The sequence below is a fragment of the Listeria sp. MAN/IMW/UF555 genome, from assembly GCF_058684075.1.
Genome location: NZ_JBZWZS010000004.1, coordinates 43,849 through 66,009 on the forward strand (window position 1 = coordinate 43,849; position 22,161 = coordinate 66,009).

A 22,161-nucleotide genomic window follows, 5' to 3' on the forward strand; every position below is an offset into this window, starting at 1 on the left:
TGTTTACTTATCAACTGGAACAACTGCTCCGTCCCATTCTTTCGTAATGTAATCTTGAATTTCTTTTGAATGTAACACTTTAACTAGTTCTTTAATGTTTTTGTCGTCTTTTTTCTTGTCCGTAGTTACAACAATATTAGCGTAAGGAGAATCTTTGCTTTCGATTGCAATAGCATCTTTCGAAGGATTTAAGCCTTGGTCTACAACAAAGTTTGAGTTAATAGCGACAACATCGCCTTCTTCATTATTATATGCAGTCATCAAGTAAGCTGGGTCAAAATCATATTTGAATTTCAAGTTTTTCGGATTGTCTTTAATATCGTCAAATGTTGCATCTTGTGGTTTCACGCCATCTTTAAGCGTTAAAAGTCCATTATCTACAAAAATCCCAATAACACGCGGCCAGTCAGATTTTGAGTTAGAAAGTAAAACTTGCGCGCCGTCTTTTAAATCTTTAATATCTTTTACTTTTTTAGAATAAATGCCCATTGGTTCGATGTGAATAGCACCGACATCAGCAAATTTGTAACCTTTTTCTTTTTCTTCTAATTCAAGATATGGTTTATGTTGGAAGTAGTTAGCATCTAAATCGCCTTCTTCTAGGGCTTTATTAGGCATAACGTAGTCTGTATATTTAACAATTTTCAAGTCAATCCCTTTATCTTTCAGGATTGGTTTTGCTTGTTCTAAGATTTGAGCATGGGGTGTATTTGACGCACCCACTACCAATTTATTATCGTCTTTACTAGATGAAGCTTTATCTGAGGAGCCACCGCAAGCTGTAAGTACTAAAACTAAACTTAATGTGAAAATTAAACCAAGAACCTTTTTCATGAAATTCTCTCCTTTTTTGCGGGGATTCCGCGTTTTTTTATATAAATTTCTTCATATACATTGATTAGCGTTTATCGGTTCGTTTTGTTAGGAAGTCGCCGATAAATTGGAAAATAAAGACGATGATTAAAATAATAATTGTCGCAAGTACCGTTACATCAGGTTGTCCACGTTGGAATCCTTCAAGATAAGCTGTATTTCCAAGCCCACCTGCACCAATGACGCCGGCCATCGCTGTGAATCCAACAAGTGAAATTGCTGTCACTGTAATACCAGAAATAATCGCTGGTAAGGCTTCTGGGATGAGCACTTTACCAATAATAGTAAACATATTCGCGCCCATGGATTTAGCGGCTTCAATAACGCCTTTGTCTACTTCGCGAAAAGCAATTTCTACCATCCGACCATAGAACGGAGCTGCTGAGATAATTAAAGCTGGAAGTGCTGCTTTCGGTCCAATTACGGTTCCGACTAACGATTTTGTCATCGGTAAAAGTAACACGATTAAAATAATAAAAGGAATGGAACGGAACACATTAACAAGGATTGCTGTGATCCAGTATAAAATGCGCGCTCCGGCATGTTTTTTATTATTGGTTAAAAATAGTAATAATCCTAGCACGATTCCTAGTAAAAAAACTGCAAATAATGAAGTAAGTGTCATATATAGCGTTTCTTGTGTGGCAACCCACATCATTTGAAAATCAACATTTGGAAATAACTCTTGTAATTTCGTCATCGTTCTAACACTTCCGTTTCTACTTTAAGTTGACGTAGCTGTGTTAGACTGGCTTCTATCGCTTCTTCTGTGCCTAGAACTTGGACATACAATGTTCCGTATGCGCCGTTTTGCGTTTGAGTTAAGTTCCCATGAAGGACATTTAGCAAGACATCATTTTCTTTTGCTACTTGAGAGATAACTGGTTGAGTTGCATTTTCACTCATGAAGAGTAGTTTAACGATTTTACCTTCTGCGTAATTATCGAGTAATAGATGGATTAGTTCTTCCGTTTCGTCTGAATCAGTTACTTGGCGGACGAAGCGCTGCGTTACTTTTTCTTTAGGATGGCGGAAAACGTCTAGTACGTCACCGAGTTCAGCAACTTTCCCGTTTTCCATGACTGCCACGCGATTACAGATTTTACGGATAACGTGCATTTCGTGGGTGATAACGATGATAGTTAGGTTGAGGCGTTTATTTATGTCTAGCAGTAATTCTAAAACTTCATCGGTTGTTTGTGGATCTAGTGCGGATGTAGCTTCATCACAAAGCAATACTTTAGGATTATTCGCGAGCGCTCTTGCAATACCTACGCGCTGTTTTTGCCCACCACTTAGTTCAGCTGGATAGGCGTTTTCTTTTCCTTCTAAGCCAACGAGTCGGATTAGTTCATTGACCCGAAAACGTCTTTTCTCACCGCGAACACCAGCAATTTCTAATGGAAACGCGATATTTTCTGCAACAGTTCTTGACCATAATAAATTAAAATGTTGAAATATCATTCCGATTTGTTGGCGCGCTTTTCTTAATTTACTACCACGAATTTGGCTAATTAGTAGGTTATCTACTTCAACAGATCCTTCAGTTGGTAGTTCTAATCCATTGAACATTCGGATTAGTGTACTTTTACCAGCCCCTGAATAACCAACTACTCCGAAAATCTCACCTTGTTCAATTTCTAAATCGACATGGTCGACTGCGAGAACTTTGTTATTTCTGGACGTATATTCTTTTACGACGTTCTGTAACGTAATCATCTCTATCACCTTTTCTACATTCTGATATACAAAAAAGCCTTCCTGCTAATGAGCAGAAAGGCAGCATTTTTTCAAATGGGCTAACTTCCTTCTCATCTTTCAGAACAAATCGTTGTTCTGCATGACTTAGCACCTTAAACACATAATGAATTATTGTTTAGGTTGCTGGGTTTCACAGGGCATTTCCCTCCACCACTCTGGATAAGATTTCTACATATTATTATATCACTTCATTTGTGACTATAGTGACGTTTCTTGTTTTTTCATATTACCTTTTCCGTCACACTTTGTCAATAACTTTTTTATTTATACGCATCTATTTGTAATTTACTTCACTAATAATATTATTTTCTCCCGAATGTTCCTGGCTAGCTAACTGAGAGGCTATTTTAATCTGAGCTCTATTTTGATATTTAAGTTCGCTACTATTGACTTGAATTATGTACATAAATACCGCAATGACTGTGATACAAGCAACAACAATTAAAACAATATGTTTTTTCATTTTTCTCTCCTCCGTGATTTATATTCTACTGAAAGAACATAAATCACAAGGAAAGAAACATTTAAGAATTTTTAAAGATTAAATGAGCGGCAATTTGACGATAAAACTTGTTTTGCGATGTTTGCTTTCTGCGGTAACAATTCCGCCGTGTTTTTCAACGATAGACTTAGCAATTGCAAGGCCTAAACCAGTCCCCGTTGTTGTCCGGTTTTTATCTACTTTATAAAAACGTTCAAATAAATAAGGCAAATCAACGGTTGGAATCTCTTCACCGTAATTAGTGACCCGCACAACAGCCATATGATCTTCTTTTTTCGCGCTTACATCAATTTGTTTATTTCCTTCTCCGTATCTAAGCGCATTGGAAAATAAATTCTCAAACAAACGCATAATTTGGTTACCATCGCCACCAATGATGAGTTTATTGGCATCAAAATGTTCGATTATCTGCATATTTCGTTCTGCAGCTCGTCCGTCATATTCTGCTACTAATTGTCTGAGTAATTCAATGATGTCTAGTTCGTCTTTTTTCAATTGGTAATCAACACTATCAAGCCTAGTATAAGAGAATAAATCATCAATCAGTTTATGCAGATGACGCGCTTTTCCGTAAACAAGTTCCGTATAATAACGCAGCTCAATCTCATCACGATAACGATCCTCATGAATATAACTTAAATATCCTAAAATCGACGTTAAAGGCGTCCGCAAATCATGTGAGACATTCGTAATCAAGTCATTCCTAGCTTGCTGCGCCTGTTCTTCCTTTTTCATTAATTTATTTTGTCGTTCACGCATATTTTCAATGTTTCGCTCAAGTTCTTGAATTTCCGGGACAAAACTTTCTGTATCAACCGGCTTTCCATCATTTAAAGCAAAATTAATCGTTCGTAGTTGTTTTTTTAATATCCGCTGACGCATCAATCGATAAAAGAATGCAAAGAATAAACAAGCAATCAAAAAGATAATTAAAAACTTCAGCGATAACATCCAAAACGACTGCATTATCCGAGTATATTTATTCGGCCCAAAAAGTTGAACCATAGATTGCGTCACTTCACGTAAAAACAAAGAATCATCACGAATAGAAATACTCCACAAATAAATAGTTTGGACAGTAATCAAAGCAAAAACCCAAGACACTATTGCAAAAAAAGTCGCCTGCCAAACATTCATCACATGGCTAATTTTCGTAAACAACACTTCCAGTCTAGATTTCAATTTTGTACCCTACTCCCCATATTGTCTTAATCACATTTTCTCCGCCCATAGCATCTCTCAATTTATCACGCAAGTTGCTAATATGGACCATGACCGTTTTACTCGCTCCGAGTGCTTTCTCCTGCCAAATTTTCTCAAAAATATATTCTGAACTGAAAACACGACCTGGTTCACTCGCTAGTAAAAATAAAATATCAAATTCTGAAGTAGTTAAATGAAGTTCTTTTTCTCCAACAGTTACAACATGAAGCCCGCGATCAACTACAATTGGCCCAATAATGACCTTATCTTGACTAACTGGCTCCGCTTGACTCATTTGTTGCATACGTCTTAAAATCGCTTTAACGCGAACAGAGAGCTCTAAAGGATTAAACGGTTTGACCATATAATCATCCGCTCCAGTTAATAGTCCCATAATTTTATCATTATCTTCTGCCTTTGCACTAAGCATTAAAATTGGCGTTAAAATACCATTTTTCCGCATTAATCGGCATACTTCAAGGCCATTCATTTCTGGCATCATTATATCTAAAATCACTAATGTTGGCTGCTTTTCTTGCACTAAACGCCATACTTCCGCACCATCATAAGCTTGATAAATTGTGTATCCTTCATTTTGTAAATATAATTTTACTAAATCAACAATTTCTTTATCATCATCGGCAATCAAAATAGATGTTGTCATACTCATTGTCCTTTCCATTCTTATTTCTACCTATTGTAACACTTTAGAAACAAATCGAATAGAAAGAGCTGATTTTTAATTTCTAGTTAGCACTCGCTCTTCTTCAGGTTCTAAGTGAATCAAAACTTCTGCTTTCGCATAGAAATTCATAATCTCTGCTTCAATTTCATCACAAAGCGAATGAGCACTTTCAATTGTCATCGTGGAAGATACTACTAAATGAAAATCAATATATTCTTCCGCTCCTGCTCGTCTAGAGCGAAAATCATGAAACTCAATAAATTTATTTTTATGCGCTAAAATAATCTTTTTAATTGCCTCTTCTTCATTATCTGAAAGACGTTTATCCATTAATGGTGGAAAAGATTCTTTTAAAAGCTTAAATGCTTCGTACATAATATAAAATGCCGTTAAAATAGCGATAACTGGGTCTAACCACAACCAGCCAGTTATGTATACTAAAAATAAACTAAGCGCAATACCAAGCGATGTGAAAACATCTGTATATAAATGTAGCGCATTGGATTTCATTGCCACTGAATTGGCTTTAATTGCCGCTCTTTTAATAATTCGTGACACAATAATATTAACAATCGCCCCAAAAAGCATGACAGCAATACCGAGCGCTGGAAATCTAATTTCATGAGGATTTAAAAGTTTATTAACAGATTCAACAATAATCCAAATACCCGCTACAAAAATCAATAAAGTTTCAATAGTCCCCGCGATATTTTCCGCTTTCCCGTGCCCATATGGATGGTCCTCGTCTGCAGGCTGATTCGAAATTCGAATAGAAAAGAAAGTAATGACTGATGCAAATAAATCCATTGAAGAGTGAATTCCTTCTGAAATCACAGCTACTGATCCCGTGAAAAAGCCGACAATTAATTTAAGTACGACGATAACAAAATTACTACACACCGATAAAATAGTAAGGTTAGAATTGTTCATAGAAAAGCCTCCGATATGTTTATGTTTCACTAAAAATTTCTCTTTATAAAACACTATTTTAACAACTCGAATTATCTTACCACGAGTAGCCAAATTGTGTCTATAGCAATGTTTTTAGCTAAATGCAGTTCTATATCAGAAACGAAACTTTTTTGCGCACGGGCAAAAATTAACACAGAAAAAATCCCTGTATCACTCACTATACAGGAATTCAAAAATAGCTGTTGCATCATGTAATTTATACGTTAAATCTTTTGGCTCACCGTTCTTAAATTTTACTAATGCCGGGACTGACGTGATTTCCAAGCTTTGAGCAATATCTGGCACATAGTTCAAGTCTACTTTTGCGACGTTGCTGTGAATACTGTCTGCTTCTAAAACCACGTCTACTAAGCGGCTTGCTATCTGACAGCTGCCACACATTGGTGTAAAAAAGAAAACGACAAAATCCGCGCCATTGTTTTGCGCCTCGCTAAAAGTCTCTTTTTCCCAAGTTTCCAGAAAAAACGCCTCCTATCAAAAAAAGCCAGCTTCGGTTGTCCCAAGCCGGCTTCTAATAAATTAATCTAATCCTTTTTCGTAATCATCACTTGATAAAAGAGCAGTTACATCTGCTTCTTCTACTTCAGTAAGTTTTAAAATCCAACCTGTATCATATGGGTTGCTATTAATTAGTTCTGGCTCATCTTCTAATGTTTCATTAACAGCAACTACTTTACCAGTTACTGGCGCATAAAAATCAGATACTGTTTTAACGGATTCAATGCTACCGATTGAATCACCTTTTGTTACGGTATCGCCAACTTCTGGCAATTCAACAAATACAATATCCCCTAATTGATCTTGGGCAAAGTCAGTAATTCCAATAATATAACTACCGTCTTCTGCTTTCACCCATTCATGTTCTTCTGTGTACAATAAGTCTTTTGGTAAACTCATTTCAAAACTCCTCCTTTTACTTGCAATTATCTATATTGACTATTTCCAAGTTGCTTCAAATTCTTCTTCTTTGAAACCAAGCGTTACTTCTTTACCGTTAGTTGTAAGTGGGCGTTTGATTAACATGCCATCTGAAGCAAGCAAATTATAAGCCTCTTCCGGTGAAAGTGTATCAAGCTTATCTTTTAGTCCAAGTTCGCGGTATTTAATACCACTTGTATTAAAGAAACGACGGATTGGAAGCCCGCTAGCCTCATGCCATTTTTGTAATTCTTCGGCAGTTGGGGTTTCAGTCTTAATGTCTACTTCGTTAAAATTAACATGCTCATTTTCAAGCCATGCTTTTGCTTTCTTGCAGGTGCTACATTTTGGATACCAATAAAAATTAATCATTTTGCCTCTCCCTCCGATTGCATTCTATTACTATCATAGTGCATTTTTTCTTAAAGTACAAATAGCAACCCTTAGAAAAAAACAGAGATTTTGAAAGCGCATTCATATCAGTTCAAAAAAATACAAAAGCCACTTCGACTTCTGTATTTTTCTTTTAAGATGCGTGATTTTCTTCTTTCACTTCAAACATCGATTTCTTAAAGTTAAACCTTATCCCGAGAACGAGCCCGACTGCCATCATATTCCCGAGCAGAGCACTACCACCGTAACTAATAAACGGAAGCGGAATACCTGTGATTGGTAATAAACCAATATTCATGCCAACATTTTCTAGCACGTGGAACATTAACATCATTACAACACCCGTACAGATATATGAATAAAATGGAACGCCCACATCAAGCGCCACCCGAATAATTTGATAAATTAGTAAGAAATAAATCGCCAGTAAAATACTCGCTCCTATAAAGCCATAATCTCCAGCTACAATCGTAAAGATAAAGTCATTATGATTTTCAGGAATTGCGATGGCATCATATCCCGCCCCGTTTCCAGAAATCTGACCAGAACCAATTGCCGTCATCGCTCGCAGTACTTGATAGCCCCCACCTTGAGGGTCATTTTCCGGATTTATCCAAGTCGTAATCCGGTCAAATTGATATGGTTTAAAACCAAGACTCGTTAGCCAATTCTGATGATAAATAACCATCCAAATAAGCGTAGTACCGATTGCTGCTATCGAGCCAAAAAGCGGTACGATAATTTTCCAAGTAATACCTGAAATAAGAATCATCCCCGACATAATGGCGATAAATACAAGTGCTGTCCCTAAATCGGGTTGTAGCATAATTAAAATAAGTGGCATTAATGTAAATAAGCCAATTTTCAGCAGTAACCAAGCGTCATAACTAAAGCGATGAACCTTATACGTTCTATTATGATCCCAGATTACTTTTGCCAATACGATAATTAATATTACTTTTACAACCTCAGAAGGCTGAATATTACCTAAAAACGGAATAACAATCCAACTCTTCGCTCCTTTTACTTCTTTACCAAAAAGTAAAACAAACACGAGTAAAAATAGACCTAATCCGTAAAAGTAATAAGCCCATCTCGTGAGTCGATCATAGTCCAGTTGCATCACGACAATAATTGCAAATGTCGAAACCACAAACCACATAGCTTGTTTTACAACAAAGTTTGCATCATATTGATTATTTGTTAATTGCGCACTATAAATGGACACCAAACTGATTATCATAAGTAACATCATTGATAAAACAATCCCGTAATCAATGCGTCCAGCTAGTTTATTTTGTTGATTCATTATTTAATTACTCCTTACTGGTTGGTTTGTGTATACTAACGCTTTCTCCCAAACAGTTTAAAAAAGAAAATCATACGCGATTCCCTTTTCCTAAGTTAACTTCTGGGGCATTATACCTCGCAGATAACACGAGTCCAAGTGCCATAAATGCGCCAAGAAGAGAGCTTCCCCCATAACTGACAAAAAGAAGTGGAATACCGGTAATTGGAAGAAGACCAATTGTCATCCCGATATTTTCTAAAACGTGAAATAAAATCATCGAGCAAACACCCGTACAAATATACGAATAAAAAGGAATACCAATGTCTAATGCCACTCGAATAATTTGGTAAATCAGTAAAAAGTATAACATAATAAGTACGCAGCCACCAATAAAACCGAAATTCCCACCAATAATAGAAAAAATAAAATCATTGTGGTTTTCTGGAATAGCGATTGCCTGGTTGCCAATACCATTTCCTTGCAACTGACCAGAACCAATCGCCTGCATTGAACGGAGCAGTTGCATACCGTCCCCAAGCGGATCTTCCTCAGGTCTAAGCCAAGAAGTAATTCGTTTAAATTGATATGGTTTAAATCCTAGTTTTTGTAAAAAATCTTGATTGTACATAACTAAATAAATTAACGTCCCGCCTAGTAAAGCGACCGAACTAAATACTGGCACTAAGATTTTCCATGTAACACCACTAATAAAGATCATTCCGATAATAATAGCAATAAACACTAAAATTGTACCTAGGTCTGGCTGAAGCCTAACTAACCCAAGTGGAACAATAGAAACGATGCCTATTTTAAGCAATAATTGTATATCTAATTTTACCGTGTGCAGTTGATATTTTTTATTATGGTCCCAAATTACTTTTGCAAGCGCGAGAATTAAGAAGCTCTTCATTAACTCTGATGGTTGCAAACTTCCTAGTGAGCCAATACTAATCCAGCTTTTAGAACCTTTACGCTCATCGCCGACAATTAATACAAGCACTAGAAGTAAATTCCCGATACCATACAAGTAATATGCTGCCCATTGAAGCCGATCATAATCGAAAAAAAGTACAATAACAACGACTATTCCAGTAGAAATAACAATCCAAATAGACTGCTGCAGTAAGAAATTATTTGTGTACTGGTCATTAACAAGTCCTGCGACATAAATAGCCATTAAACCAATAGTACAAAGCAACATCATCAAGAATATAATCGCGTAGTCAACTCGAACTGCCTTTTTTCTATTTCTAGCCATTGCTTTCCGTCCTTTATGTTTAGATTTAAATGTAAAAAAGCTGCTATTCTTAAAAAGAGCAACAGCCTTCATCTATTATAATAAAGTTTACCTTGGATAGGAAGCTTTTTCACCAAATTCTAATCTTCTTTCTGTTTTCTTTAATATTCAAATCTAGTCGAAGCAAGCGGATGAATGTGCTGTTTTCCATCTTTTTCAGTAATATCTGCTGTAATATGAAAGACATTTCGCAAAAGCTCCGTTGTAAAAACTTCTTGAGGCGTACCATTTTTGACTAATCGACCATTTTCGCAAACAAAAACATAATCACTGTAGATTGCAGCTTGATTTAAATCATGTAACACTAACACAATCGTTAAATTATATTCTTTATTTAAATGAACTAACAAATCTAAAAGCTCAAGTTGATGGGCAATATCTAGATATGTCGTTGGTTCATCAAGTAGTAAAATAGGTGTTTTTTGCGCAAGAGCCATTGCAAGCCATGCGCGTTGACGTTCACCGCCTGATAACGAGTGAAGTGGTCGATACGCCAGATTTTCTAAGTTACACACTTTAATTGCCCACTGAATAACCGCCTCATCATCTTCTTGTAAAGTAGAAAGCCAACTTCTGTGAGGCAAACGTCCATAAGCCACCAAGTCATGCACCATCACATCGACTAAACCTTCAGGCGCTTGAGATAACATCGTCATTTTCTTCGCTAAATCTTTAGAAGGAATATCCGTAATATTTTTTTCATCAAGCAAAACTTCTCCACTATCAGGTGTCAAAAGGCGCATCATCAAACGAAGCATAGTTGATTTACCTGAACCATTTGGGCCGATAAGTGTCGTGATTTTGCCTTCTGGAATGCGTGCACTCACGTCTTTCATTTCAAAATCTCTTTTACGTGAGAAAGAAATATTTTTTAGTTCTAATGCAGGTTTCATGAAGCAACCCTCCCTCTTTGAAGTAGGAATAAGAAGAATGGTGCGCCAATCATCGCAAGCAAAATCCCAACTGGAAGCTCAATCGACCCAAACCAACTTCTAGCCGCTGTATCAGCAAAACCAACTAATAGTGCGCCACCTAAGGCAGATAATGGCAGTAAATATTTGTAGTCATTGCCGATAATCAAGCGGAAAATATGTGGCACAACCAGCCCAACAAAGCCAATTAATCCAGCAACACTCACTGCAACCCCACTTAAAAATGCCGCTAACATGATAATGAAAAAACGATGTCGTTCGACGGAAAAACCGAGTAATTTTGCTGCATCATCCCCAAGTAGCAACACATTGGAAGAGCGAATAGCAAAACCACTTAACACAAAACCAACCAACATATACGGCCAAATCATATCCAAGTGGTACCAACTTTTCCCAGAAAGCGTTCCTGTCATCCAAGAAATAACACTTTGAACCCGATTACTATAAAGCACCATAACTCCAGAAGTCATTGCGCCAATAAAAGCATTAATAGCAACACCAGATAAAATGACACGTAATGGAGAAACGCCACGATCCCACGCTAATAGATAAATTAAAATTGCCGTACCAAAAGCTCCTAAAAATGCGCCAATTGGAACAAAAGAAGCCAAAGCAGGAAATGCTAACGTCATTAAAATTGCTATAAATCCGCCGCCCGCTGAAACCCCGATTACACCTGGGTCAGCTAATGGATTTCGCATTACGCCTTGGAGCAAGCAACCTGCTATTGCAAGTGCAGCACCTACTAAGAATGCAATCAATAGTCGTGGCAAACGCAAATTCCATATCAATTGATTCGCAAGGTCACTCCCGCCGCCAGTCAAAGTTTGCCAAGCGTCACTATATGTAACTTTCACGGACCCAGTAGTCAGCCCATAGAAAAAAGCTAAAATAAGTAAAACGATTACTACAATAAAAGTTATCCGTCTACGTTTTCGCCGCGGATCATGCGCCTTCACAGTTGTCATTAGTTAGCCACCTTATTTATTTCATCTGTCATATAATCCAATGCTTGATCAATTTTCATTCCGGGATTTGTTCCGAAAAGTTCTGCTGGAAGTACGACAATATGATCATTTTTAACGGCGCTTGTTGAATTCCAAGCTTCATTTTGTTTCATTTCTTTTTTAAAGGCTGTTTCTGTTTCTGTTTCATCTCCGCCGTGAATCATTAAGAAAATCACTTCTGGATCAGCTGCAACAATTTTTTCAACGTTCATCGAAGCATATTGCGGAAAGTTTTCCACACCTTTAAAATCTTTCGCCACGTTTTCTCCACCAGCGATTTCTAAAACGTTTCCGCTTAATGAGGATGGTAACGCTGCGTAGTTACTTCCTGGAGCCCCAAGTACTAGTAAAGCGCGTACTTTTTTACCTTGCTGTTTTTGCTTCACTTCTGCTACTTTTTTATCAATATTTGCCTCTAGTTCTTCTGCTTTTGTTTCTTTACCTAAAAGCTTGCCAAGAACGGCTGTCTGTTTTTTTATTTCATCGATTGAATTCGCTCCAGTTAGCACAACTTTCGGTCCTACGCCTTCCATTGCAGGCACGTCTTTTAAGTTTTGTTCTGAACTTGCTACAATAGCATCAGCCCCAAGAGAAGCAATTTTCTCTAAGTTTAAATCATGCGTATTGCCCACTTCTGTCGCTTTTTTTGCGCCATCTGGAACACCACTCGCATCCGTTGTTTGACGACCAACGACTGTCCCACCAAGCGCATAAATAATATTCATATCTGCATTTGTAAGTGCGATGATTCGTTCCGGTTTTTTATCAAAAGAAACATCACGACCAGCCATATCCGTTACCGTTAAGGCTGCTTGCGATTTATTTTCTGTTTTTACTGTTTCGTTATTCGTATCAGTTGCAGTATCATTTCCACACGAAGCAAGGAGTAGTGCGGCTGTTATACTTAACGTCAATATAGTTATTTTCTTCATAATTCCCCTCCACAATACTGTCCTTTTCATTTTACTAAATTATACCACGATATTCAAAAAGTCGGACCCCTAATTGAGAATTATTTTCATCTATATCCAATTAGTCGATATTTTCACGTTAATACTTTATAATTAAATCAAGGAGGCGATCAAAAATGACTGATAATCTTTTTCCTAATCTAGCGCATGAAAATTGCAAAGAACCGATGCCCCCAGTCACAACAGAACAATTCAAAGAAGCAGCCATTCTAGAAAAGAATCGCAAGCTTGAAGAAATTTTGAACATCGTGGATAAAAAGAAACCTAGTATAAAAAAATAACGAGGACCTGTTCGCGCAGGTTCTTTCTTCACACTTTAATTCCGAGTTAACTCATAAGATAAGTTATATTTATTTTATTTCACTAAAAAATCATGTATACTAGAAAAAAAGATAGGTCAGGAGGCCCTTACATTGGCTATTTTAGAACTAAATTTCAAATCAGAATGTTTAGCCATGCAAACAAGTGTAACGGTGATTTTACCCGAAACAGAAACACTTTACCATGGTTCAATTCCTAAATATAAAACATTATATATTCTGCACGGCTTGTCTAACAACCACACTACTTATGTGCGCAATACAAATATTGAACGTTACGCTACCGAAAAAGGACTCGCTGTCATCATGCCCGCAGCAGACCATAGTTTCTATTCTAATATGGTTCACGGTCGCGATTTTTTCCAATTTGTCAGTACTGAACTTCCTCACGTGATGAAAAACTGGTTTCCACTTTCGGATAAAAAAGAAGATACTTTCATAGCTGGGCATTCAATGGGTGGTTACGGTGCGTTCAAAGTTGCACTTACTTTCCCAGAAAAATTCCAAGCCGCTGCAAGTATGTCTGGTGTCATGGATATTAATTATATCATTAAAGAAGATTGCTTCGAAAATTTCAGTACACGTGCCATCACAGGAGAAATGACTAGCCAAACTGGTACGGAAAATGACTTATTTCATTTATTAGAAACTAATCTAACGAACAACGTGGAGTTACCAGCTCTTTTCCAAAATTGTGGTACAGAAGATTTTCTTTATGAAGATAATCTTCGTTTCCGTGATTTTGCACTTGCCAAAAACGCTCCCCTAGAATACCGCGAAGGTCCTGGTGACCATGATTGGGATTTTTGGGATAAAAGCTTAAAAGAAATTATCGACTGGCTTCCACTTTAATAAAAAGAAGACTTGGACTCGCATCCAAGTCTTCTTTTTTAATGCGTAAATCCGTATGAATCGTTTCGTTCCTTATCATGATAAAGCACTCTAGCATGTTCTAAATTATGGAGTGCATCCGCGAAATCAGCTGCAAATTCTTCCGCCACATTATAACCTAAGTCCGCCCGGCAAACAAACCGCTGAATAATCGTATCACTTAAATCAGCCGGCAGCGGATAAGCCGGAACTTGCCAGCCTTTCATAAGGAGCTGGTCAGCGAGATCATAGAGCGTCCACTCAACATCAATATCATCTTTCAACTTATAACAGACAATCGGCAAATTAGAGCCATCATTAATAATTTCAAAGTAGCCACTTTTTTCTACCGTTTTTGAGAGATATAGTGCTGTTTTCTTTGTTTTTTCGTGAATTTCTCGGTAGCCTTCAAAACCATAACGCAAGAAATTATAATATTGACCAATAATTTGACTAGCACTACGCGAAAAATTAATCGCCATGGTTGGCATTGAACCACCTAAATAACTCACTTCAAAAATAAGCTCTTTTGGTAAATATTCTTTATCTTTCCATAAAATCCAACCAACACCCGGATAAACTAAGCCATATTTATGACCAGAAGTATTGATTGAAACCACATTTTTAAGCCTGAAATCCCACGGTAATTCTGGATTTACAAATGGAGTAAACATTGCGCCACTTGCCCCGTCAATATGAATCACTAATTGATGCTCGTGTGCTTCATTATAAGCTTCTACTTTTTCATCTAATAAAGCAATATCATCGAATTTTCCTGTGTAAGTAATACCTAAAATCCCAACGATACCAATCGTATACTCATCCACTAACTCAAATACCTTCTCAACATCAAGGCTTAGATGCTCTTTATCCATTGGAACGACACGCATATCAACATCCCAGTACACACAAAATTTTTCCCAACATACTTGGTAGCCTGATGAAATAATTAAATTTGGCCGTTTCGCTTGAATATCTAGACCACGTTTTTCAGCATTATTACGCCAGCGAAATTTCATTGCTAATCCGCCGAGCATACAGGCTTCCGAAGAACCAACAGTGGAAGTGCCTAGATAAGACATTTCTTTTGGAGCATTCCATAAATCCGCTAAAATATTAACGCAGCGATTTTCTAGTTCTGCTGTTTGTGGATACTCAGATTTGTCGATAGCATTTTTTTCCAGTGTTTCTGCCATCAATATTTCGGCTTCTTTTTCCATATATGTCTGACAAAAAGTCGCCAAGTTCTGTCTCGCATTTCCTTCATCCATCAGTTGATCTTTCACTAATTGATAAGCAATGCGCGGTTCCATTGGTTCCTTTTTTAATACGTATTTCGGGATGCTAGTACTTTCTTCTTCAGATCCAAAGAGCGGGATTCGATAACTTTCATGTTTTCGCTTGTCGTTTTCACTATAAAGCATCTTTTTTCCTCCTTTAAAATAACTGATCATCTCTTTCATCAATACCCATTAAAGCAAATAGGCAAACCGTTCAATTTTTCACAAGAATTTGTTATACTACGGTGGTACGTAAAAGGAGGTTTGCTATGTTTGATTTAATTTTCCCGCTTTTATTAATTATTATTGGTATTATTTACAGAGTTAATCCGCCCAAAAATAAAAATGGCCGCTTTAGTTACCGGACGAATGCTTCTTTAAAAAACGACGCCAACTGGAAAAAGGCTCATCGATTGCTTGGAGTTTACTGGATAATCATTGGCGTGTGTATTCTAGTTTTTTCACTGATACTTGCATTTATCCCAATGTATGCCATGATTCGCAGCTCCATTTTATTAACTACTAGTGTTTTCGCAGTGTTATTTTCGGTCATATTAGTAGAGAAAAAATTACAATAAAAAAAGCACCGCGATAAGCGGCACTTTTCTGTAATCCATTACATATAAGTCCAAAAAAATTATTCTTCTTCTTTTGCTATTGTGTTTCTTTCAGTAACGCGGTAAATATGAATTGCGAGGTAGACACGTTCGTCTCTTGTTAATTCCGTATGATGCGTATTAATCAGATATGCATCAATTTTTTTCGTACAATTAAAAGCTTCTGGATACTTAATTTGCACTTGTTCATATAAAAAGTCATCGCCGGAATCGACAATTTCTTTTCGAAGTAAACGTTGTGCGAAATACTGTAAATGAGTAATAAAACGTGTATAGTTCAGTGAAGTTTCATCTAAAACCATACCATAATGATACGTGACAATGCTTAAAATATCTTGAACAATTTGGGTCATTGCTACTGTCATGTGCATTTGTTGTCCGTCTTGTCTCGCATTTACAATGTGGAGAGCAATAAAACCTGCTTCATCTTCGTCTAACCTAATTCCTACTTCTTTCTCAATAAAATCAAGGGCCTTCATTCCAACTAAATACTCTGCGTGATAAAATCGTTTTATTTCCCACAATAGTGCATTTTTCAAGTTAATACCTTGATTATACCGTGATACTGCAAAATTAATATGATCTGTGAGAGTTAAATAGATATTATCGCTTAAGTCTGTTTCAAGTGTTTCTTGCGCGTACTGGACAACATCATCCGCGATACGTAAATGTTTCAGCGGAATCTCACTAAGTAATTCTGAAAGCTTTTCTGAAAGTTCGTGTGTTTCCATTACAAATGTTTTTTCAATCTTGGATACCTCCACCTCATCTCCAAGTTTCTTTTGAAAAGCAAGACCACGGCCCATCACTACAGACTCCTTGCCACTTTTACCCTCGGCGATTACGACATTGTTATTCAGTATTTTTTTGATAATCATGCATTTTCACCTCTTTCAAAAGAAAAAAACCCAAACTAATTCCAACGCTATTAATATCAAAATAGCACTTGAATTAATCTAGGTTTTGCCTGCCTCAGCAGTAACAATCCTATTCTTTTCTCTAACATTATAGTACAAAAAGAAACCGATTACAAGGGGTATTTTTGATATTCAATTTTGGATTACTTTATATCTTCCCTACTTTAACATAACTTATTCATTGACAGGAAGTTTTCTGCATGCTATTTTTGGCTGGAGGTGATAAATTATGGCAACACGCTCGGAACAAATTTTTATTAATTTGCCTGTAAAAGATTTACAAGCAACCGTCGCTTTTTTCACAGAACTTGGCTACGAATTTAATCCTCAATTCACAGACGAAAATGCTACCCAAATGCTCATCGGAGAAAATATTTTCGCCATGCTCTTGAAAGAAGATTTCTTCCAGACTTTCCATAAAGAAGGCATCGCTGACACAACAAAAGCACGCGAAGTCCTCATCACCATCACCCAAGATAGCCGCCAAGCCGTTGACAAACTAGTTGATCGTGCTTTTGAAATTGGCGCTAAACCAGCAGGCGAAACACAAGACTTCGATTTCATGTATAGCAGAAGTTTTCTTGATTTAGACAACCATCTATGGGAAATTGCTTATTTAGACGAATCCGCTTTAAAATAAAAAAAGAGCTGCTGGAATTCATTTGATTCCAGCGGCTTTTTTAAATTTCCGTATTTTCTTCATAGCCCATTCATAGTGGCTCGTTGTGCTTGAAATAAAAATAGCACCTAGCGACGTTGTATTCGTCCACTTATAATATTTTTTTGTGAACAGTTCTTCATTCGAGTGTTCCGCGATAATTTCCATTTCCGCATGATGCGTTTTATTTAGTAAATCCATCGCCGTCTCTAAATCCGTATCCTGGTACTTCTGCCAAATGACCAAATTCAGTTCTGGCGTAGTCCTCCAAGTATAACCTTCCGCCGGCATAAAAGGTTTATCGCCCCTCATCCCAACCTGATACCAATCAAGCGCCATATTGTGCCATTCATGCAAATGCACCACAACGTCACGAATATTCTTATCCCTATCCTCAAACGGAAACGCAAGGTTCTGTTTTTCTTTTGGAATAGAGTCAATTAAATTCAATAGCTTTTGATAACTTTCCGCACTTTGTTGAAGCAATTCTTCTTTATTTTTTGGTCTCGCCATGAAATATTACCCCTTTCTAACAAATATGTAAGTTTAAAAATCCATTTCGTTGCCTTTTGCGAGGGTTTGTCCCGCTCTTTTCTTATACAATAAGTGTAATAACTCAGCAAAGGATGATTGACTTGAAAAAAATCGTTATACTTATTATAAGCGTACTATTACTTGGTGGAATTATCGGTGGCGTATATTACTTTAAAAACGCCAACAAAATAGGTGCAGATGCTTCCTATGTTAAAATTACAAAAGATCCCACAAAAAGTAATGAAATAAGCTTCAACAATAATTATACTCTTCCTGCATACGACGAAAATGGTAAAGAGACAGAAGTTACTTTTTCTGCAGATAAAGAATTACGTAAAGGTGCTTATTTAAAACTTTATATTAAAGAAGACAAAGGCGTAACTTCATTTGAAGAAGTGCCTGAAAAAGAAGTCCCAGCTAAAGCAGCTGAAAAACTTAAATAATGACAGAATCTCCTCCTTGTGAGGGGATTTTTTTAAATAGAAATATAAACTTCTATTTTTCCATTCGTATGATACCATTCAAAATCTGTTTTATAAGCGCGCTGCAATTCACTATCCCTCGCCCAGATTTCTTGCCAAACTTCCGCCACGCCTTTATGACTCGTATTGTCTACAGTAAATACGAGATATTCTCCAGCTTCAATTACTGTACTTTTTTCTTCATCCCAGTCACTAGTTCCTACTAATAAATCATATTCACCTGTAAAATCACTCGCATAATTACTATACACCGCAAAAATATCTCCGGCTGGCTTTTCAACCATGACTTCACCCCAAAGTTCTGCAATCGGACTAAAACCACTATTATTTGCGCGTATTTGCTTTCCATTTATCACTTTATTTTCTTGTAAATTCATTATTTGTCGCCTCCTCTAACATCATTATAGCGATCAAAACTTGACAACTATCTGTCAACAATTCAAATTAAAATAAAGTTTTTCCACTTCGGACTTATATTCATTTTGTAGTGAAGCCGGTTCTAAAATCTTCACCGCACTTCCAAACATCAATAAAAATGGGATGATATTCCGCTCAGGATCATATTGAAACGTTACACGAACCAAATCTAACTCAATTTGCATTTCTTCCAACAAAAAGTAATCCAGTAATTTTCCAAGCTGATTTTTCGGAAACTCTAACACAATTTTTTCTGTTACTTCAGTTTGTTTTTGGTCTTCTTCTATTTTCATACTAGTTTTACTCGTTTCTTTCAAAGACGTTATTCTTGTTAATTTAAAGTGGCGAATGGCTGCTCTTTTGTGACAGTATGCTTCTAAATACCAACTGCCATCCATTAAGTTTAATTTTTGAGGTGAAATTTCGCGTTTGGTTTCTGTTCCGTCCATCGCAATATATGTTATATCTAACTGTTTTTTCATCGTAAAAGCTTTTTGAATATAGGCGATTTTTCGTTTTACTTCAGCCTCAATTTGTTTGCGATGTTGTGTCGCTGAATCAAAGAAAATATAATTGCTAGTTGGTTTTTCTGTTTGTAATAAAGTGATTTTTTCTCGTAAAGTTTCTTGGCTATCATTCAACATAAATTCCGAACGTGCCTCTAAAGCTTCAAGCAAAATCCGCTTCTCTTCCTCCGAAAAAGTAAACGTTGCTAATTTATATGTATCAAGCATCGTAAATCCGCCATTTTTCCCCGGTAAGGCAACGACTGGAAATCCCGCATAAAGGAGCGTATCCATATCGCGATAAATCGTTCGTGTACTTACCTCGAATTTTTCAGCCAGCTCACTTGCCAGTACTTTTCGCTCCAAAATCATTACTAGTATTGCTAAAATCCGCTCTAGTTTCATCCCAAAACCTCCAGCTCTTTTAGCCTTATTATAGCATGTATTATCGGTCAAAAACCCATGCATATGTAATGGATAAAACTTCGCGCATCATTCCTTTGTACTTAGCAGGCGTCCGAGATTTTGCTGGAAGACCGGTTGCATTTATCCCCTGACGTTTTGCTAGCATTAGCGCCCTATACATATGATAGTCACTTGTCACAATCACTGTTTTTCCTAAATCAAATTTTTCATTGCTATATTTAATATTTTCTTCCGTTCTTTTGGATTTAGTTTCCTTTTTAATCCGATTTCTCGCAATTCCTTCATTAACCAAATATTCTTCCATAACCGCAGCTTCCGTCGTGCTTTCATCAGCACCTTGCCCACCACTAACAATTGCCTTTGCCTTTGGATATTCATTCAAATAAGCCACTGCCGCATCCAATCTTTCCTCTAAAACTAACGACGGGGTAGCCGGATCTCCATTTATTTTCGCACCTAAAATAAGTACCGTATTTACGTTTTCATCAGGTTTGGCCCTCGTCCCGCTAAACATAAATGCCGCTACAATCAAGACATATATAAATCCAATTACAATTAAAATAACGAAAAATTTCTTAAAGCGTAGCATCTTATTTCTCCTCTCCTTACTTCTTTTTTTAGTTTAGCAAATGATTCTTAATAAAAGAGAAAGAAATACTCAAGTTAATGGAAAATAAAAAAAGGTCCTATGTTCTTAAATGGCTTAATAACACCATTAAAGAACATAGGACTTTCTTTACGCGTTTCAAAATATGGAGATGGTGGGAGTCGAACCCACGTCCAGAAATATCGGCACTTAAATATCTACGAGCGTAGTCACCGTATTAGCATTTCGCATAAACATCGGCCCGGTAACAGGCTTCCATTCAGCTAGTCTGATTAAGCTCTTCTATTTAACCTCAGACGGAGATTAACTAGTGTAGCCCACTTAGAGTGAGACCCTTACCGTAGCACATGGGCGATGCACGGAGGATCAGCTATGCTACTGCTTATTAGGCAGCGAAAGCTAGGTTTTGTTTTTCTTTGCCAGTTATTATTGGCTTTGACGTTGATAACGAGGACGATCCCCCCGACTCGCAACTCAAGCTCGAACTATCCCTGTCGAATCCGTAACATCCCCAGAGTTAAAGTCTAACATTAAATATTATACAGGAAAAAACGAGCCTTTACAAACAGAAAAAACTTGTGACACAGCCAAATGTACAACTATTATTTAGCATGCCACAAGTTTTCAATTAATTGATAGTTAATTTCAGTGAGTATTTCATAACTTCGCCTTCTTCAATATAGGGCTCTATTCCATTAAAATCAATACCAATCGTGTACTCGCCTTTATCAAGATTACTTGTAGGAACAATAATTTGCGCCTTGTCCTCATCATAATTTACTTTAAATGAATCAAACACTTTATCATCATCTGAATTTCGAATCCACACTTCTTGAACACCATTAATATCCTTTAAATCATACAGTTGTGTATAAATTGGTAGTGTAATATATGCATCTTCCCCATAAGCAACCGTTTGATCTGGTAAAGTTCCAATTTGGCCGAGTACAGTTATTTTATCAACAATAGTAGGTGGTAGTATGTTTAAATAATTATAGCTCAAATCCATACTTACCAAACTATCCAAATGAGTGAAATCTGTCATTTCTGTTGTGAATTGATTCGACTCAAAGTTTACTTCCTGTAAATTTTTCAAGTTTGTAAAATCAGGTACATCTTCTGAAGCAAGGCCACATTCATTTAGCAACAACGTTTCTAGTTTAGGAATATTAGAAAAGTCAGGCAAGCCCCCCACAATAGTTCTACTACCAAAATTAAGATACTTTAATTCTGGATAATTTTGATAATCTGGTACGGTAATATTTTCAGGTGGTATTTCACTTGTTATACTTACTTCTGCTCTTAAAGTATCTAATAGGGGTAAAGTCGGTAAATCCGGAAATTTAGTGAACTTTGTTTGGGTAGGATAAATCATAATATTATTTACATTGCTAAAATAAGCATTTCCTAGCATTTCTAAAATTTCATCTGTTAAGTAATTTTTATAATAGCCCAATCCTAATGATGTCGCTGCATTTATATCATCTTGCGTAATGACGTCTGTAACATCACTTTTGTGCAAGTTTTCCACCATATCTTCCGCTAAGTTTTCATCTGGAAAAACATCAATTATTCTGGCTGGCAATGGATATACCTCTGTCACACTAGCATTTGCATCCATTGCATTCAAGCTGACAACTCCAATAATAATCAAACTAAATACTATAAATAGTCTTTTCATCTTTTCTCCTCCTTAAAGAAAAGAGCGGGATAAATCACCCC

General features: G+C 36.7%; 27 protein-coding genes, 1 other RNA gene and 1 riboswitch. Of the genes, 5 read left to right on the plus strand and 23 right to left on the minus strand.

Going from position 1 to position 22,161, the window contains the following annotated elements:
- Positions 1-3 precede the first annotated feature (3 nt).
- The 15 genes from AC4PG8_RS12375 to AC4PG8_RS12445 form a co-directional block, all read right to left on the minus strand.
- Positions 4-834: a MetQ/NlpA family ABC transporter substrate-binding protein gene (locus tag AC4PG8_RS12375; RefSeq protein WP_003763809.1), complete on the minus strand. Its 831-nt coding sequence runs from the start codon at positions 832-834 to the stop codon at positions 4-6.
- Positions 835-898: 64 nt separating this feature from the next.
- Positions 899-1,573, minus strand: a complete 675-nt coding sequence (locus AC4PG8_RS12380; protein ID WP_003763810.1) for a methionine ABC transporter permease — start codon at positions 1,571-1,573, stop codon at positions 899-901.
- Positions 1,570-2,592: a methionine ABC transporter ATP-binding protein gene (locus tag AC4PG8_RS12385; protein ID WP_160464762.1), complete on the minus strand. Its 1,023-nt coding sequence runs from the start codon at positions 2,590-2,592 to the stop codon at positions 1,570-1,572. Before AC4PG8_RS12385 ends, AC4PG8_RS12380 begins: the two co-directional genes overlap by 4 nt.
- An 89-nt stretch (positions 2,593-2,681) precedes the next feature.
- Positions 2,682-2,800, minus strand: a riboswitch (SAM riboswitch).
- A 108-nt stretch (positions 2,801-2,908) separates the two neighbouring features.
- Positions 2,909-3,097 (minus strand): hypothetical protein, encoded by a 189-nt coding sequence (locus tag AC4PG8_RS12390; protein ID WP_492170413.1) that lies wholly within the window; start codon positions 3,095-3,097, stop codon positions 2,909-2,911.
- Between the two features lie 78 nt (positions 3,098-3,175).
- Complete coding sequence (cesK, locus tag AC4PG8_RS12395; protein WP_033837587.1) at positions 3,176-4,318, minus strand: histidine kinase CesK; 1,143 nt, start codon at positions 4,316-4,318, stop codon at positions 3,176-3,178.
- Positions 4,308-5,003: a response regulator CesR gene (gene cesR / locus AC4PG8_RS12400; RefSeq protein ID WP_003763814.1), complete on the minus strand. Its 696-nt coding sequence runs from the start codon at positions 5,001-5,003 to the stop codon at positions 4,308-4,310. The genes cesK and cesR overlap by 11 nt, the downstream gene beginning before the upstream one ends.
- 75 nt (positions 5,004-5,078) lie before the next feature.
- Positions 5,079-5,954 (minus strand): cation diffusion facilitator family transporter, encoded by an 876-nt coding sequence (locus AC4PG8_RS12405; RefSeq protein ID WP_003768219.1) that lies wholly within the window; start codon positions 5,952-5,954, stop codon positions 5,079-5,081.
- A 192-nt stretch (positions 5,955-6,146) separates the two neighbouring features.
- Positions 6,147-6,455: a thioredoxin family protein gene (locus AC4PG8_RS12410; RefSeq protein WP_077918115.1), complete on the minus strand. Its 309-nt coding sequence runs from the start codon at positions 6,453-6,455 to the stop codon at positions 6,147-6,149.
- Positions 6,456-6,515: 60 nt separating this feature from the next.
- On the minus strand, positions 6,516-6,893 hold the full coding sequence (gene gcvH, locus AC4PG8_RS12415; RefSeq protein ID WP_003769150.1) for a glycine cleavage system protein GcvH: 378 nt from the start codon (positions 6,891-6,893) through the stop codon (positions 6,516-6,518).
- Positions 6,894-6,932: 39 nt separating this feature from the next.
- Positions 6,933-7,286, minus strand: a complete 354-nt coding sequence (locus tag AC4PG8_RS12420; RefSeq protein WP_045554303.1) for an arsenate reductase family protein — start codon at positions 7,284-7,286, stop codon at positions 6,933-6,935.
- 154 nt (positions 7,287-7,440) lie between these two features.
- Positions 7,441-8,616, minus strand: coding sequence for a rod shape-determining protein RodA (gene rodA / locus AC4PG8_RS12425; protein WP_003769152.1), 1,176 nt, complete (start codon positions 8,614-8,616; stop codon positions 7,441-7,443).
- A gap of 70 nt (positions 8,617-8,686) precedes the next feature.
- Entirely contained in the window at positions 8,687-9,856 is a 1,170-nt protein-coding gene (gene rodA / locus AC4PG8_RS12430) for a rod shape-determining protein RodA (RefSeq protein WP_070752502.1), read from the minus strand.
- A gap of 140 nt (positions 9,857-9,996) precedes the next feature.
- Positions 9,997-10,788 (minus strand): ABC transporter ATP-binding protein, encoded by a 792-nt coding sequence (locus AC4PG8_RS12435; RefSeq protein WP_003768223.1) that lies wholly within the window; start codon positions 10,786-10,788, stop codon positions 9,997-9,999.
- The gene (locus AC4PG8_RS12440; protein ID WP_194317652.1) at positions 10,785-11,795 is read right to left on the minus strand and encodes a FecCD family ABC transporter permease; all 1,011 of its coding nucleotides are present in this window, start codon (positions 11,793-11,795) and stop codon (positions 10,785-10,787) included. The genes AC4PG8_RS12435 and AC4PG8_RS12440 overlap by 4 nt, the downstream gene beginning before the upstream one ends.
- Positions 11,795-12,766 (minus strand): ABC transporter substrate-binding protein, encoded by a 972-nt coding sequence (locus AC4PG8_RS12445; RefSeq protein ID WP_185505538.1) that lies wholly within the window; start codon positions 12,764-12,766, stop codon positions 11,795-11,797. Before AC4PG8_RS12445 ends, AC4PG8_RS12440 begins: the two co-directional genes overlap by 1 nt.
- 155 nt (positions 12,767-12,921) lie before the next feature.
- Between AC4PG8_RS12445 and AC4PG8_RS12450 the strand changes: the two genes are divergently transcribed.
- The gene (locus tag AC4PG8_RS12450; protein WP_003763827.1) at positions 12,922-13,086 is read left to right on the plus strand and encodes a hypothetical protein; all 165 of its coding nucleotides are present in this window, start codon (positions 12,922-12,924) and stop codon (positions 13,084-13,086) included.
- Between the two features lie 132 nt (positions 13,087-13,218).
- A complete protein-coding gene (locus AC4PG8_RS12455; protein ID WP_010991236.1) occupies positions 13,219-13,977 on the plus strand; it encodes an alpha/beta hydrolase in 759 nt (252 codons plus the stop codon).
- Between the two features lie 38 nt (positions 13,978-14,015).
- Here the strand turns inward: AC4PG8_RS12455 and gad are convergent, their stop codons facing one another.
- On the minus strand, positions 14,016-15,419 hold the full coding sequence (gad, locus tag AC4PG8_RS12460; protein WP_070752494.1) for a glutamate decarboxylase: 1,404 nt from the start codon (positions 15,417-15,419) through the stop codon (positions 14,016-14,018).
- 125 nt (positions 15,420-15,544) lie between these two features.
- Here gad and AC4PG8_RS12465 point away from each other — a divergent pair, with 125 nt between their 5' ends.
- Complete coding sequence (locus AC4PG8_RS12465) at positions 15,545-15,853, plus strand: SdpI family protein (RefSeq protein WP_492170414.1); 309 nt, start codon at positions 15,545-15,547, stop codon at positions 15,851-15,853.
- 59 nt (positions 15,854-15,912) lie between these two features.
- Here the strand turns inward: AC4PG8_RS12465 and licT are convergent, their stop codons facing one another.
- The gene (gene licT, locus AC4PG8_RS12470) at positions 15,913-16,770 is read right to left on the minus strand and encodes a BglG family transcription antiterminator LicT (protein ID WP_003763832.1); all 858 of its coding nucleotides are present in this window, start codon (positions 16,768-16,770) and stop codon (positions 15,913-15,915) included.
- Positions 16,771-17,038: 268 nt separating this feature from the next.
- Here licT and AC4PG8_RS12475 point away from each other — a divergent pair, with 268 nt between their 5' ends.
- Positions 17,039-17,449, plus strand: coding sequence for a VOC family protein (locus AC4PG8_RS12475; protein WP_185511548.1), 411 nt, complete (start codon positions 17,039-17,041; stop codon positions 17,447-17,449).
- Positions 17,450-17,467: 18 nt separating this feature from the next.
- On the opposite strand, the gene AC4PG8_RS12480 is transcribed toward AC4PG8_RS12475, so the two are convergent.
- Complete coding sequence (locus AC4PG8_RS12480; RefSeq protein WP_185482635.1) at positions 17,468-17,980, minus strand: ClbS/DfsB family four-helix bundle protein; 513 nt, start codon at positions 17,978-17,980, stop codon at positions 17,468-17,470.
- Between the two features lie 122 nt (positions 17,981-18,102).
- On the opposite strand from AC4PG8_RS12480, the gene AC4PG8_RS12485 reads away from it, so the two are divergent.
- Complete coding sequence (locus AC4PG8_RS12485) at positions 18,103-18,444, plus strand: YxeA family protein (protein ID WP_010991240.1); 342 nt, start codon at positions 18,103-18,105, stop codon at positions 18,442-18,444.
- A 32-nt stretch (positions 18,445-18,476) separates the two neighbouring features.
- Here AC4PG8_RS12485 and AC4PG8_RS12490 read toward each other — a convergent pair whose 3' ends face one another.
- The 5 genes from AC4PG8_RS12490 to AC4PG8_RS12510 all read right to left on the minus strand — a co-directional run bounded on the left by AC4PG8_RS12490 (position 18,477) and on the right by AC4PG8_RS12510 (position 22,120).
- Positions 18,477-18,860 (minus strand): GyrI-like domain-containing protein, encoded by a 384-nt coding sequence (locus AC4PG8_RS12490; RefSeq protein WP_492170415.1) that lies wholly within the window; start codon positions 18,858-18,860, stop codon positions 18,477-18,479.
- Between the two features lie 54 nt (positions 18,861-18,914).
- Positions 18,915-19,811 (minus strand): helix-turn-helix transcriptional regulator, encoded by an 897-nt coding sequence (locus AC4PG8_RS12495; protein WP_185541175.1) that lies wholly within the window; start codon positions 19,809-19,811, stop codon positions 18,915-18,917.
- Between the two features lie 40 nt (positions 19,812-19,851).
- Positions 19,852-20,421 carry a YdcF family protein gene (locus AC4PG8_RS12500; protein ID WP_185505533.1) on the minus strand — a complete coding sequence of 190 codons (570 nt, stop codon included), beginning with the start codon at positions 20,419-20,421 and terminating at the stop codon, positions 19,852-19,854.
- Between the two features lie 161 nt (positions 20,422-20,582).
- Positions 20,583-20,952: a transfer-messenger RNA gene (gene ssrA, locus AC4PG8_RS12505) on the minus strand.
- Positions 20,953-21,067: 115 nt separating this feature from the next.
- The gene (locus tag AC4PG8_RS12510; RefSeq protein ID WP_185541172.1) at positions 21,068-22,120 is read right to left on the minus strand and encodes an internalin N-terminal domain-containing protein; all 1,053 of its coding nucleotides are present in this window, start codon (positions 22,118-22,120) and stop codon (positions 21,068-21,070) included.
- Positions 22,121-22,161: the final 41 nt, after the last annotated feature.